General features: G+C 63.6%; 13 protein-coding genes. 10 read left to right on the top strand and 3 right to left on the bottom strand.

Features of this window, described 5'->3' with window-relative positions; all coding sequences use genetic code 11:
• Positions 1-18 precede the first annotated feature (18 nt).
• Complete coding sequence (locus J3474_RS08185; protein WP_013836602.1) at positions 19-1167, top strand: M20 aminoacylase family protein; 1149 nt, start codon at positions 19-21, stop codon at positions 1165-1167.
• A gap of 33 nt (positions 1168-1200) precedes the next feature.
• Here the strand turns inward: J3474_RS08185 and J3474_RS08180 are convergent, their stop codons facing one another.
• The gene (locus J3474_RS08180; protein ID WP_207093755.1) at positions 1201-1821 is read right to left on the bottom strand and encodes a copper resistance protein B; all 621 of its coding nucleotides are present in this window, start codon (positions 1819-1821) and stop codon (positions 1201-1203) included.
• 298 nt (positions 1822-2119) lie between these two features.
• Here J3474_RS08180 and copC point away from each other — a divergent pair, with 298 nt between their 5' ends.
• The 7 genes from copC to J3474_RS08145 all read left to right on the top strand — a co-directional run bounded on the left by copC (position 2120) and on the right by J3474_RS08145 (position 9982).
• On the top strand, positions 2120-2506 hold the full coding sequence (gene copC / locus J3474_RS08175) for a copper homeostasis periplasmic binding protein CopC (protein ID WP_013836604.1): 387 nt from the start codon (positions 2120-2122) through the stop codon (positions 2504-2506).
• Between the two features lie 5 nt (positions 2507-2511).
• Complete coding sequence (copD, locus tag J3474_RS08170) at positions 2512-3366, top strand: copper homeostasis membrane protein CopD (protein ID WP_207093754.1); 855 nt, start codon at positions 2512-2514, stop codon at positions 3364-3366.
• A gap of 245 nt (positions 3367-3611) precedes the next feature.
• Complete coding sequence (locus tag J3474_RS08165; RefSeq protein WP_207093753.1) at positions 3612-4457, top strand: GNAT family N-acetyltransferase; 846 nt, start codon at positions 3612-3614, stop codon at positions 4455-4457.
• Positions 4458-4548: 91 nt separating this feature from the next.
• Complete coding sequence (locus J3474_RS08160) at positions 4549-5829, top strand: FAD-binding oxidoreductase (RefSeq protein ID WP_207093752.1); 1281 nt, start codon at positions 4549-4551, stop codon at positions 5827-5829.
• Positions 5826-7286: an aldehyde dehydrogenase family protein gene (locus J3474_RS08155; RefSeq protein ID WP_207093751.1), complete on the top strand. Its 1461-nt coding sequence runs from the start codon at positions 5826-5828 to the stop codon at positions 7284-7286. Before J3474_RS08160 ends, J3474_RS08155 begins: the two co-directional genes overlap by 4 nt.
• A gap of 289 nt (positions 7287-7575) precedes the next feature.
• On the top strand, positions 7576-9642 hold the full coding sequence (locus J3474_RS08150; RefSeq protein ID WP_207093750.1) for a bifunctional diguanylate cyclase/phosphodiesterase: 2067 nt from the start codon (positions 7576-7578) through the stop codon (positions 9640-9642).
• A gap of 130 nt (positions 9643-9772) precedes the next feature.
• Complete coding sequence (locus J3474_RS08145) at positions 9773-9982, top strand: hypothetical protein (RefSeq protein ID WP_041558519.1); 210 nt, start codon at positions 9773-9775, stop codon at positions 9980-9982.
• A 45-nt stretch (positions 9983-10027) separates the two neighbouring features.
• On the opposite strand, the gene J3474_RS08140 is transcribed toward J3474_RS08145, so the two are convergent.
• Complete coding sequence (locus J3474_RS08140; RefSeq protein WP_207093749.1) at positions 10028-11350, bottom strand: FAD-binding oxidoreductase; 1323 nt, start codon at positions 11348-11350, stop codon at positions 10028-10030.
• Between the two features lie 375 nt (positions 11351-11725).
• Here J3474_RS08140 and J3474_RS08135 point away from each other — a divergent pair, with 375 nt between their 5' ends.
• Positions 11726-12925, top strand: a complete 1200-nt coding sequence (locus tag J3474_RS08135; RefSeq protein ID WP_242528267.1) for a DUF1624 domain-containing protein — start codon at positions 11726-11728, stop codon at positions 12923-12925.
• 112 nt (positions 12926-13037) lie between these two features.
• The gene (locus J3474_RS08130; protein ID WP_242528266.1) at positions 13038-13760 is read left to right on the top strand and encodes a cupin domain-containing protein; all 723 of its coding nucleotides are present in this window, start codon (positions 13038-13040) and stop codon (positions 13758-13760) included.
• A 60-nt stretch (positions 13761-13820) separates the two neighbouring features.
• Here the strand turns inward: J3474_RS08130 and J3474_RS08125 are convergent.
• Positions 13821-14142, bottom strand: a 322-nt coding sequence (locus J3474_RS08125; RefSeq protein ID WP_207093748.1) for a fumarylacetoacetate hydrolase family protein, incomplete at its 5' end; no start/stop codon positions are given.

Here is a 14142-nt window from a genome sequence, read left to right as displayed (position 1 = left end):
CGGACGAATGCGAGACCGATGAACGATATTGCCGACCTGCTCCAGCCGCTAATCGCCTTTCGCCGTGACATCCATGCCCACCCCGAGCTGGGCTTTGCCGAACATCGCACCGCGCAGCGCATCGCCGAGCAGCTTCGCGAGATCGGCCTGGAAGTGCACGAAGGCATCGGCGGAACCGGCATCGTCGCGGTCCTGCGCAGCGGTGATGGCAAGCGCACGCTTGGCCTGCGCGCCGACATGGATGCGCTGCCGATCGAAGAGCAGACCAATGCCGCTTGGTCGAGCACGGTCCCCGGCTGCTTCCACGGCTGCGGCCATGACGGGCACGTCGCGATGCTGCTGGGTGCGGCGCAGGTGCTCGCGCGCGATCCGGGCTTCTCGGGAACACTCAACTTCATCTTCCAGCCCGCCGAGGAAGGCCTTGGCGGTGCACGGCACATGATCGAGGATGGGCTGTTCGACCGCTTCGACTGCGAACGGGTCTATGCCCTGCACAACTGGCCGGGCCTACCGGCCGGAACAATCGCGACGCGCCCCGGCGCGATCATGGGCGCGGCCGACAAGTTCAAGATCATACTTGAAGGCAAGGGTGGTCACGCCGCTTTGCCGCAAGACACGCCCGACACGATCCTGGCCGCGGCAAGCCTCGTGCAGCAGCTCAATAGCATCATCGGCCGCGACATCCCGCCCAGTGCCAATGCCGTCCTCTCCGTCACCGAAATCGCCGGCGGCCATGCCCACAACGTGCTCCCCGCCAGCGTGCGCATCGGCGGCACCGTGCGCAGTTTCGATCCTGTCGTGCAAGACCGCATCGAAGAGCGCATGCGCCAGATGATCAAGGGCATCGAGACGTCCTTCGAAGTGCGCAGCTCGCTCGAATACGATCGCTATTACCCGGCAACGATCAACGATACCGATGCGGCTGGGGATGCTCTCGATATTGCTGCGACGGTCGCCAACGCGCAATTGGCACCGGAACCGGCTCCGACATCGGAGGACTTCTCCTTCATGTTGCAGGAGCGGCCCGGCGCTTATCTGTGGCTCGGCCAGGGACGAGGAGACAATCCGCCGCCGCTGCACAACCCGCATTACGACTTCAACGACGATGTGATGGAAACAGGTATTCGCCTGCACGTAGCGCTCGCCCGCCACTGGCTGCAGGACTGACGCCCCTCATCCTTCGCGCCGGTAGCCGAAGTCTCAGAAGTTCAGGCCGAGCCCGATCACCGCACGGGTGACATGTCCGTCGTCACCCTGTGCCCGGGCAATCCGACGGGTTTGGCCCACCAGCCGCTCGTCGATAATACCTCCATAGACATTGAGCACGGGGCCGATCTGATGGCGCAGGCGCGCAGACAGTTCCAACTCTCCAATACCTGCGCCCACTTCTTCGGCCGGGATCGATTGCGCCGACCAGCCGATCGCCACGCGCGGCTCCAGCCGCAACGCCTCGCCGAAGGCCAAAGTACCCACGATCATTGCCGCGCCGGTGACATCGCCATCTTGGGAAAGCCAGGGGTAATGTTCGCCCGCGATCGCCGGCGTAATCTGAAGTTCGACGCCCAGCGCCGCGTGGCCGAGATCCCTGCCGGCCCGAAAGTCGTTGCGCACGCCGAACAGTATATTCGTGCTGCCGTTGGGCGAAAACGTATACAGCGCCTGCGCGGTGACTTCATCGATATGTGCGCCGACATCGCTGCCGCCTTCCAGCTTCAATGCCGCGCCTTGGCGATCGCCGCTGAGCGTGAAGGTGCTGTCGAACAGGAAATGGTCATCCCCCCGGCCGACATGCATCTCCAGCAGATCGACCTGCCCAGCCAACTGCGTCTGGGCATGAGCCGTAGCCGAGAACAGAGGAAGAGCGGCTAGGACCGCCAGAATCGATCGCGTGGACATGGATGAAAGACTATCCCCGCGCCCGCGAAAGCGGCTGCTCTTCTCGATCCCCGGTCCGTCAGGTCATGCCGGGAAGGCCACCGATCTCGGCAAGATCGGTCAAATCCGCGATTACAGGTTGTGCCGATCGCAATTTTTTCGGGCAAGGCGAGGGATGAGCGGGTGCTGCGCGTATTGGCTGCATGCGCCGTGCTATGCCGGCCATGCCTAGGAGAAGTTCATTATGCCCCGCCTGACCGTCACTTCCGCGCTGGCATCGCTTGCCGCCCTTGCTCTCGTCGTCCCCGGCGTTGCCATGGCTCACCCGAAGCTTGTGTCCTCCACGCCTGCCGCCGATTCCAGCGTCGCCAAGCCGACCGAGATCACGCTGAACTTCAATGAGACGCTGGTGGCACCGCTTTCGGGCATCGAACTGGTGATGACGGGCATGCCGGGCATGGCCAATCACAAGCCCATGCCGATCAGCGGCTTCACCACCAAGGCCGAAGGCAAGAGCATCAAGGTCAAGCTGCCCCGAGCCCTTCCTGCCGGCAGTTACACGCTGAACTGGCATGCGGTTGCTGCCGACCAGCACCGGATCGAGGGCAGCTATAACTTCACGGTTCGCTAAGTCCCGTGGCAGACGGCATCCTGATCGCATCGCGGCTTGCGGCATTCGTACTGCTCCTGCTCGCAGCAGGGTTGCCGATCTACCAACTGACTGACGGACGGCGGATCGCAAGCAAGCAACAGCGTTGGCTCATGGCCATGCTTGCGCTTGGTGCATTCGCCGCTTCGTGCCTTTGGGCCCTTGCCTCGGTCGCCGTCATGGCCGCGACTTCGCTCACGGATCTGGACGCGGCAACGGTTACCGCCGTGCTGGGGGCGACCCCGCTCGGTGATGTCATGATCATACGATCCGCCGCACTTGCCGCGCTGGTGCTTCTGGCGCTGGCGGTCCCGCGCCATGCCGTGCTGGCCCCCTTGGGCGCACTGGCTCTGGCAACCTGCGCCTGGACTGGACATGCCGGTGCCGGAGAAGGGACGCTCGGCGCGCTCCACCAGGTCTCGGACGTAATTCACCTGCTCGCGGCGGCGACATGGGTGGGAGCCCTCGCCTGCTTTGTCCGCGATGGGGCGAGCCGCGGCAACGACGCGGAATGGGTCACGGTCCTCTCGCGATTTGCCCGGACGGGCACCCTGATCGTCGTCCTTCTCGCCGTGACCGGCATTGCCAACGGCTACCTTATTACCGGACCTTCCGGCCTTGTGCCGGCTAGCACCTGGTCGCTGCTCATCGCCGCAAAGGTCCTGCTGTTCATCGCCATGCTGGGACTCGCAGCCCACAACCGCTGGCACCTCGTGCCCGCGCTCGACACCGGACAGCCGGGAGCGAGGACGCGTCTCAGCCGCTCGCTGGTCGTCGAAACCGCCTGCGCCCTGGGCATCGTCGCCCTCGTCGCCATCGCGGGCATGCTCAATCCTTCCTAGCTGCAATTCTGCCGATCTAAGGCATATTCTGCCGCGGATGGAATCCGGCGCGATCTGCCCGATACATGGCACTTCTTCAGTCCGGCAGTGCCATAATCCGCGTGCGGGACCAAATTTGGCAGCATATGCGGTTGCCACTGCCAAAGCGGCACAATGGTATCGGACCCGTGCCTATCCTGCATCCAACAGGCCTGAGAATGCGCAAGGCCCCCTGAATTCGATGGATAGACGTGGTCGATGAAAATATGACGGACGCAGTATCCGAACCCGTTGCCCTTACAGTCGAAGACCTGCCGCAGGCAGTGGGTCTGTCCACCGCGCTGTCCTGGCCGCATCGCCTCGAAGACTGGCGCTTTGGCTACGATCTGGGCCATGGCCTTGCCTTGCGACAGGGAGACAGACTGGTCGGCACGGCAATGGCCTGGAACTATGGCCCGGACTTTGCCACCGTCGGCTCGATCATCGTCGACAGCCAGTTCAAGGGCCAGCGATTGGGCTCGCGCATCTTCGATGCCTTGATGGACACACTCGGCGAACGCTCCGTCATCCTCGCCGCCACGCTCGATGGCCTCGAGCTTTATCGGCGGCGCGGCTTCGTCGGTTTCGACCAAATCTGTCAGTACCAGGGCCTGGCAGCCAACCTTGCGGATGAGGCCGCGTCAACCGCCGTGGAAAAGGCCGTGGGCACCGATCTGCCCATCGTGCTCGAGCTCGACGCGGCGGCAACGGGTATGGCACGACGCGAGCTGATCGCCCGCCTGGTAGAAGCCGGAGACCTGCGCGTACTGCGCGGGCAAGGCGATCGCCCGCGCGGATATGCGATTACCCGCGATTTCGGCCGGGGCCAGGTGATCGGCCCGGTCATCGCCGAATGCGAAGAGGACGCCCGCACGTTGATAGCCGATGCGCTTTCACGCCTGCAGGGCCGCTTCGTGCGGATCGACACCTCAATCGGCCTGGGACTGGGGCCGTGGCTGGAAACGCAAGGATTGGCGCACGTTGACACCGTCGAGGCTATGGTTCGCGGCAAGCGTCCGCAGCCGAAGGGCCCGGCCCGGGTCTATGCCCTTTCCAGCCAGTCACTGGGCTAGGATGGCGGCGCGTGCCGCACACAGAATTTCAGTTCGAAACGAGGCGCAAGTCCGGGAACGGCGCCGCCCTCCGGGTATCGGGAATCAAGGCATGAAACTGACCTCATACTGGCTCGATACCGTCGCCCCCTTCTCCGGACGCTCCAGGCAACCGGTGGGCGGCAAGGCCGACGTCGTCATTGTCGGAGCCGGATTGACCGGCACATCGGCTGCGCTTTCACTGGCAAGGAAAGGCGCCGACGTCGTCGTCCTGGAGGCAGACGTCGTCGGTAGCCAGGCCTCGGGCCGCAGCGGCGGAATGTGCAACAACGGCTTCGCGCAGGATTACCGCATGATGGCCGAGGCGATCGGCATCGAGAAAGCCAACACGCTCTACCGGGCCTTCGACGCGGGCGTCGATACTGTCGAACGGCTGGTGCAGGAAGAAGACATCGACTGCAGCTTTGCCCGGAACGGAAAGCTCAAGCTCGCAGCGCGCCCGGAGCACTATGACAAGCTGGCACGAACCCAGGAATTGCTGGCCCGGCAGGTGGACCCCGACACCTACATGGTCAGCCGCGAGGGACTGGCCGGGGAGATCGGCTCCGATCGGTATTACGGCGGCATGGTCTTCGCCAAGAGCGCAGGTCTGCACGTCGGCCGGTTCGTGCGCGGCCTTGCCGAAGCGGCGACACGGCGCGGCGCGCAGATCCACGAGCAGACGCCCGTGACCGGAATCCGCCGGACCGCGAGCGGCAGCTTCGAAGTAACCACCCCGCGCGGCAAGATCGAAGCTGGACAGGTCCTGCTTGCCAGCGGCATTTCCGGGGTCGGGCCGCTTGGCTGGTTTCGCCGCCGCATCATCCCGGTCGGCAGCTTCATCATCGCCACAGAGCCGCTTTCGGACGAACGGCTCGATCAGATCATGCCGCGCCGGCGCATGGCCACCGATACCAAGAACATCGTCAACTATTTCCGTCACCTGCCCGACAATCGCCTGCTGTTCGGCGGCCGTGCGCGCTTTGCCGTTTCCGATCCCGAATCCGACGTGAAAAGCGGCAAGCTGCTTCAGGCCGCGCTGCTCGATGTCTTCCTCCAGCTTGCCGATGTCCGCATCGACTATTGCTGGGGCGGCATGGTCGACATGACCCGTGATCGCCTGCCGCGCGCCGGCCAACGCCAGGACGGGCTCTACTATTCGATAGGCTACAGCGGTCACGGCACGCAGATGGCCACCTACATGGGCACGGTCATGGCCGAGGTGATGGACGGCAATGTCGACCTAAACCCCTGGAGGGACTTCGACTGGCCCGCCATCCCCGGCCATTTCGGCAAGCCCTGGTTCCTGCCCATCGTGGGCACTTATTATCACCTCAAGGACCGTTTCACATGACCGATCCCATCTCCCACCTTGCAGCATCGGGCCGCTTCGACCGCATCCTTGTCGGCGGGCACTGGATCGAGCCGCTGTCCAGCCGGACCGCCCCGGTCATCGAACCCGCCAGCGAAGAAACGATCGCCCATGTCGTCCTGGCCGGGCCGGACGACGTCGATGCCGCCGTCGCGGCCGCGCGCGGGGCCTTCCCGGGCTGGGCAGCGACGCCCGTCACGGAACGGGCGAGACTGCTCTCGCGAGTCCATGAGCTGATCCTCGAGCGGGCCGAGCTTCTCGCTCAGGCGATCTCGCAGGAGATGGGCTCGGCCATCACTTTCGCGCGCGCGGCTCACGTTCCCTTCGCGGCCGAACACGTTCGCGTTGCGGCGGAAAATCTTGCCGACTATCCTTTCCTGCACATGCGCGGGACGACCGCGATCGCACGCGAGCCGATCGGCGTATGCGGACTGATCACTCCGTGGAACTGGCCACTCTATCAGATCACCGCCAAAGTCGCGCCTGCACTTGCCGCCGGCTGCACAGTCATCCTCAAGCCCAGCGAGCTGGCCCCGCTGAGCGCGCTGCTCTTTGCCGAGATCATCTGCGAAGCCGGCATTCCGGCAGGGGTGTTCAACCTCGTGAGCGGCACCGGGCCGGACGTGGGCGAAGCTCTCTCCGCACACGCCGACATCGACATGATTTCCATCACCGGATCGACCCGCGCAGGCGTGCTAGTGTCGAAATCGGCCGCCGAAACAGTCAAGCGCGTCGCCCTGGAACTGGGCGGAAAGTCCCCCAACGTCGTCCTGCCAGATGCCGACCTGGCACGCGCGGTTCCGCCCGGCATCGCCTCTTGCTACCGCAACGTGGGCCAGTCGTGCAGCGCTCCCACCCGCATGATCGTTCCGCGCGAGAAGCTCGCCGAAGTCGAACGCATCGCGGCCGAGACTGCCGCACAATTCGTCGTCGGCGATCCGCGCGACGAGCGCACGACACATGGTCCCATCGCCAACCGCGCCCAGTTCGAGCGGGTGCAGTACATGATCGGGGTCGGCATTTCCGAAGGCGCAAAGCTCGTGTGCGGCGGCAGCGGCAAACCGGAGGGGCTGGAACGCGGGTTCTACGCCAGGCCGACGATTTTTTCGGAAGTCACCTCGGACATGGCGATCGCCCAGGACGAGGTCTTCGGGCCGGTCCTCGTCATCATACCTTATGACAGCGTAGAAGAAGCCGTAGCGATCGCCAACGACACGATCTATGGCCTCGGCGCCCATGTCCAGGGCACGGACATGGATCAGGTCCGCGCCGTGGCCCGCCGCATCCGGTCGGGACAGGTCCATCTCAACTATCCGGCATGGGACCCTCAGGCGCCCTTTGGCGGCTACAAACGTTCCGGTAACGGCCGCGAATACGGCATCGAGGGCATGGAAGAGTTCCTCGAGATCAAGGCCATGGTCGGATACGAGCCGAGTTGATACGTCCTGGCATATGCCAATCGATCAGGCCGGTCCCACCTCGATGGGGCCGGCCTCTTTTTGAATCGGTCTGCCGTGGCCAATCCGTGGCCGGGCATGCCCTTAGCCTTGAACGATCGCCGCAAGAGCGCTCCTCCGCATGCCTCTCGACTGTACTGTGACAGTTTAATGACGATTATAGGATATAAAATATTGTTATAATGAGACTTTTTTAGGATTCACCGGCTATCTGCCCCCGCTGAAACCAGGCGCGGGGACATGTCGTGGCTCGCGCAACTTCGGGTGCACGATGACAAACTGGATTGGGATTGCCGACAGGTTCTTCGGTTCGCTGGAAAGACGCCTGATCGGCGCGATGGCCTTGATAGTCGCGTTGACGCTGCTGCTGCAGTTCGTCTCGCAGAGGGAAGCGTTCGGCTTGCAGCGGGAAAGCGATGCCCTCGTGCGCGCCTCCGCGCTTGCCGAGAACGCGGACCAGTTCGCGGAAGCCGTCGGAAAGCTGCGCACGGCGACCAATCGGGGGCTGGTCACCAGCGACATCGCGACGACCAGCGACACCCTGACCGATGCCGCCATCGCCATCGGCGACCGGCTTGCCAAGCTGCGCGACAGCGGCACGGTTCTCTTCGACCTGCCGGGAGCTGCCGAAAACTTTGCCAATCTCGACCGGCATATCGCCACGATCCTCAAGGTCCAGACCGCGGATGGCGACAAGGCGGCGCTGATCGCGAAAGTCGAAGCGAAGAACGCGACAATGGAAGCCCTCGCAGCGCAAATGGTCGACAAGGCCCATGCCCATCGCCAGTCCGCACAAACCAGGCTGGTAACCTCGATCGAGCGCTGGCAATTGCTCGTGCTGGTTACTGGCGGTGTTACGATCCTGGTCGTGCTGATCGTCCTGATCGACCTGTTGAGGAACATTTTGCCCGCCGTGCGCCGCATGCACCGGGCACTGCAGCGGCTGGCCGACGGCGACCTGGACATCGAGATCGGGGTGTTCCGCCTGCAGGAACTTCAGGCCCTGTCCGGGCCCCTCGAAACCTTTCGCCGCAATGCCAAGGCAGTCAAGAACCTCGCCTTCACCGACGCAGCTACGGGCATGCCCAACCGCCGTGCCTTTCAGGAAACGGCAGAAAGGCTGCTGAGCGCCAGCAAGGAAGGACGCTTCGCCTTCATGCTGATCGACATCGACCGCTTCAAGCACATCAATGACGACTACGGTCATGCCGCCGGCGATGAACTCGTCCGCATCATCGGCGCGCGCATGAAGGCCTTCCTTGGCAAGGCAAGCGTGGTGGCGCGAGTAGGCGGCGACGAGTTTGCCGTTTTCCTGCCCTTGACCGCGCAGACGTCCGGCATCGCGGTCGGCTCTGCCCTTGTCGAGGCCATGCGCGAACCCTTCAGCCTGGGCGAATACTCCGTCGCATCGACCGTCTCGCTGGGCGTCACCGAAGCACAGCTGCCGAGCGGATCAGATGTCGATGCCATCCTCAGGAACGCCGACCTTGCCCTCTACGCTTCGAAGAAGAACGGTCGCAATTGTGCCACCGCCTTCGCTGCGCAAATGGCGGAAGAACGCTTGATTGACCGGGCGCTGGAAAAGGACCTCGAGGCTGCATTCGATGGCGGGCAGCTGCGCATGGTCTACCAGCCGATCCATTCGATCGACGAGGCCTGCCGCGAAGTCGAGGCACTGGTGCGCTGGAAGCACCCGCAACTGGGCGAAGTTCCACCATCCACATTCATCCCTGCCGCCGAGCGGAGCGGGCTGATGGTCCGTCTGGGCGAATGGATTATCCGCAGGGCACTGCAGGACTTCGCCAAGTGGCCGGACATTCACATGAGCCTCAACCTCTCGCCGCTGCAGTTGCAACATGACGGCTTCAGCACCTTCCTGCTCGATTGTTGCCGCCAGAACGGGATCGCGCCGCAAAGGCTTTTCCTGGAAGTGACGGAGTCGCTTTCCATCGAGCGCAACACCCGCGCGCTTCTGACCCTCAACCTGCTGCGCAACCTGGGCTTCCGTATAGCCCTGGACGATTTCGGGACGGGGTATTCCTCGCTCTCGATGGTCAAGAGCTTCAAGTTCGACCGCATGAAGCTGGACCGTACCCTCGTCATGGACCTCGGGCAGGATCCCGCCTCGCTGGCCGTCCTCGAAGCGGCAGTTACGATGGCCCGGCATGTCGGCGCGGAAGTCGTGGCCGAAGGCATCAGCGAAGATCGCCTGGTCGCCCCCACCCGAAGCGCGGGATGCACCCACCTTCAAGGCTATTTCTACAGCCGCCCGATCGAGGCCTCCCACGTCCATGATTACATTGCAAAAGTTCAGGGCAAGAGAGCGAGGGCCGCGTGACCATCCTCGTGAGATGGCCCCTGCTCCGAGTCCCCCATAGAGGCCCCTACCCACACTTTGGATTCGCCAGGAGGGACGCGATCAAGTAATTGCCGGTACCCGGTTACGGAGACGAGACAGGGAGTCAGTGATGCAATCGCGCAAGCGACACGGACTTTATCGGGTAAGCCTTCCCGAACTGGGCGAATGCGCCCGCGTGGATAGCGCCGCGGGCGACGCCTATCCCTATCTGGAACGCTCGATGTACGAAACGCTTGGCTTCTGGCCGGCCTTCGACAATCTGCCCGAGCAAACTGCCGCCGACCGACAGCGTCACAAGCCCCTGTGGGATCGCTGGTAGATCCATTCGGATGTAAGCGGTCAAAGCGCTGCTGTCGGCGCGCTGTCAGAGAGCGCCGACTTGCACTTTCGATCCATCGACAAGCCGCGAGAGGCGGAAAGGCGTGGTGTCGACGCTCGGCGTGTCGTTGACGATCAGCTGAGCGGCAAGGTAGCCGATGCCCGGGCCCACGCCGAAACCGTGACCTGAACAGCCGGCGGCAAGAAACAGGCCGTCAACCTTGCCCACCTGCGAGATCACCGGAACCGCGTCGGGCGTACAGTCGACGAAAGCGCCCCAGGCACTGTCGATCTCGATGTCCGCCAACTCCGGGAAAGTCGTGCGGACATTGTGCATGATCTGCCGCACCTGCCGGCCGAGTGGCTCCGGATCGAGGACGCGGGTCTTCTCGAAGACTTTATCGTCGTCCTTCAGGAGGGCGGACACCGAATCCGGCCCGGTGAGAAACGACTTGCCGAGGCCCACCTGCACGGCCTTCAGTCGCTGGAGGAACTGCGGCATGAATTCGCGCGCATAGCGGATCCCCTGCGGCGTCAGCTCCAGGACCGCACGGCCGCTGATGGCTAGGGTGTAACTGCCGTCGAGCCTGCGGGTCATGGCAAAGTCGGGCGAATAGAGAACCTCGCCGACATTTGCCGTCGGCTTCGTGCGCAGCGCGGTCTGGCGAACGCTCGCCTGCGGAAAACTCACCCCGTGCGTGCGCAGGAAGCGCGAAGCCCAGGCACCGGCCGAGCAGAGCACCGCGCTGGTGCGAATGGTGCCCTTTTCGGTATGGACGCCGACGACCTGGCCGTTCGTGATGTCCAGCCCACGCGCAGCGCATTGCTGGTGGATCGTCGCACCCAGAGCGCGCGCACCCTCTGCAAGGACGGGGGCAGCCAGCGCCGGCTCCGCCTTGCCGTCGTCGACGGAGTGCAATCCGCCGATCCAGTTCCGCCGCGTCGTCGGCATTCGATCCGCCGCCTCGGCCGCACTCAACATGCGGGTGTTGACGCCGAATTCCTTCGCCACCGGGCGCCAGCTCTCCCAACCGGCCAGCATCTGTGCGTCGTCGGTCGCGTAGACGAGGCCGCAGCGCCGAAAACCGAGATCCTTGCCGATTTCGCCCGCCAGTTCGTCCCACAGGCGCATTGAGAGTTGCGAGAGCGGCATTTCGCGCGCGTCGCGGTTCTGCTGACGGCACCAGCCCCAGTTGCGGCTCGACTGCTCGCAGCCGACATGGCCCTTTTCGAGCAGCGCCACCGAAAGGCCGCGCCTGGCGAGATAGTAGGCGGTCGCCGAGCCGACGATGCCGGCTCCGACGATTACGACATCGGCGGCGGCAGGCAGCTTCTCGTCACTGTGAATGCGCTCGACGACTGGAGACATGGATGCGAAACCTCGATTCTGCGTGGCAATGCCCGGGCATGGTGAAAGCATATGCTTCCGTCACTGCACACATGGCATTGCATGCTCGACAGATTGCACTGAAAAGATGCGCTCTTTCAGCAGATGCGCGGTTTCCACGCCATGGCTCCTGTCGAATTTTGCCGACCGAGCCCGCCCCCTACCGAACGAAATCGGGCACCCGAAAGGCCCGGACGCGGCAAGGTGCGGCAGCATCTACTGTCGCGATGGCCATGACTTGCGGGCTTTTCGCCGCACCGGTCGCAACTTCCACAGGAAATGCTGCACCGAATTGGTCACGATGGCTGCATCGAAAATCGCACCCGATCGGGACAGGCGAAAAGGACCGTACCGGAAATGGCAAATGCCGCTGTCATGGGACAGGCTCAGTTCAAGGCAAGCCCACTCACCCGACCAGCTGCCGCCGTGCGCCGGCGCCTCCAGAGCATCGATGCCCTGCGCGGTCTCGTCATGGTCATCATGCTGCTCGACCACGTCCGCGAAACCTGGTTCCTGCATATGCAGGTCTCCGATCCCATGGACGCCGCCAGCGTGGCGCCTTCCCTGTTCTTCACCCGTTTGGTCAGCAATCTGTGCGCGCCCGTCTTCGTCGCCCTGACAGGTCTCGGCGCATGGCTCTATACGCAAAGCCACAGCAAGGCAGATGCATCGACCTTCCTGCTCAAACGCGGCCTTTTCCTCATGTTCCTCGAAGTCACGCTCATCACCATGGCGTGGACCTACAAATTTCCGCCCACGTTCTGGCTCCAGGTCATCTGGGCGATCGGCCTGGCGATGGTCTCGCTTGCCGCACTGCTGCACCTGCCGCGCAAAGTCCTCTTCGCCGTCGGCCTCGCGATCGTGTGCGGGCACAATCTGCTCGACCCGATCCATCTTGAGCCCGGCCATCCGTTCTACGTGCCTTGGGCCATGCTGCACCAGCGCGACATGATCGACCTGCCCTTCGGCCTCATGGCGAAGACGACCTACCCGGTGCTCCCGTGGATCGGCGTGATATCGCTTGGCTATGCCATGGGTCCGTGGTTCGCCAAGGGCACCGATGCCGACACGCGCCTGCGACGCCTGCTGCTGCTCGGCTGCGGCATGCTCCTAGCCTTTATCGTGCTGCGCCTGCTCGACGTATATGGCGACAAGCCGTGGACCGCCGGGGAAACGCCGCTGCGCACTTTCATGGCCTTTATCGCCCTCACCAAGTATCCGCCTTCGCTGCTGTTCCTGCTGCCGACACTGGGCATCGGCGCCCTGCTGCTTTCGCAGTTCGAGAAGGCGCAAGGTCAGGGCTGGATGAACGCGCTGTCGGTCTTCGGTGCAGCGCCGATGTTCTTCTACGTTCTGCACCTCTACGTACTGCGCGCGCTCTACATGACCGCACTGTACATCTGGGGGCCGAACCATGGCGAGTTTTTCGGCGTCGACAATATCGCCTGGGTCTGGGTCTGGTACGTGGGTCTGCTGCCCGCCCTCTATGTCCCGACGGTATGGTTCTCCAGGCTGAAATCACGGCGACGTGACATCGCCTGGCTCAAGTATCTGTAATGCCGTTGCAAAGCCCGGCACTGATTTCTGATTTTCCCGAGGGGGCCGATGAAACCGAAACCATCGGCCTCTGCATTCCTACCCGTTCCCACTTCCTGATCCGGAGATTTTTGTGAGCACACTCACTGGCTGCCCCACCTTCATCGACCTTCGCGCCCTCGCCATCGATCTTCCCGCGGGCGACATGCCCGGCACCGATGCCTTCACCAGCGGCTTCCATCCGGTGAACCTGAGCAGCGGTCCCTGCGAAATAGGACTGTTGGCGCTCCCTGACGGCCAAGGTGAAACCTGCGAGGATCGGGGCGATACCTGGATCTTCGTGCTCGAAGGCAAAGTCACGGTCACCGACGCAAGCGGCGCGCTGGACCTTGCCGCAGGCGAGAGCTTTGGCGTTGCGCGTGACACGCCCTTTGCCTGGTCAAGCGATGGCGGTGCAAGGCTGGTGATCATGCGATACCTCGAAGGCCCTTCAGGCAACCCGGGCATCACGCGAATTGACAACGATGCCGAGCTATCGCCTTCCAATCCGCCGGCGGCCGAACTGCTTCTGGGCGAGACGCCGTCATGCCGGGCCAACACGATGTTCGCCTCGGCAGACGAAGCGTTCAAATGCGGCATCTGGGATTCCACTCCGTATCAGCGCACTCCGATCTTCTTCCATCACTGTGAACTGATGCATCTGCTTGAAGGCAGTGTGACGTTCGTCGACGCCGAAGGGCGCGAAGCGACTTTCGGCAAGGGCGACACCTTTGTCATCGAACAAGGCGCAGAATGCAGCTGGGATAGCCAGGTGGACGTGACCAAGATCTTCGCGCTCTGGCGCAAGCCGGCCTGATATCTCGCCTACGGTTCCCGGGAATGCCCCAGGGCGGTGATTCCCGGGAACCGTAGGTAATCAGCGCGTGGCGGGTTTGGCCACGCGCTGGTCGATGGCGCCGAAGGGTGCGAGGCCGTCTTTGGCGCGGGCTTCCATGCGGATGGTGTCGCCGTAGCCCATGAAGGCGGTCGACGGTTTGCCCCCGGCGATCATCTCGATGGCGCGCACTTCGGAGATGCAGCTCGATCCCACTTCGGCATAGTTGGGGTTCGAGACCGTTCCCGAGCCGATCACGGTCCCGGCGACAAGGTCGCGGGTTCGCGCGGCATGGGCGACCAGTTCGTGGAAGCCGAAGTCCATCGCCGCGCCATTGGCGTGGCCGAAGGCCTTGCCGTTCCAT

It is taken from the genome of Novosphingobium sp. PY1, from assembly GCF_017312445.1.
Classification (GTDB): Bacteria; Pseudomonadota; Alphaproteobacteria; order Sphingomonadales; family Sphingomonadaceae; genus Novosphingobium.
The sequence above is the reverse complement of the archived record's forward strand: the minus strand, read 5'-3'. Positions and strand labels throughout refer to the sequence as shown.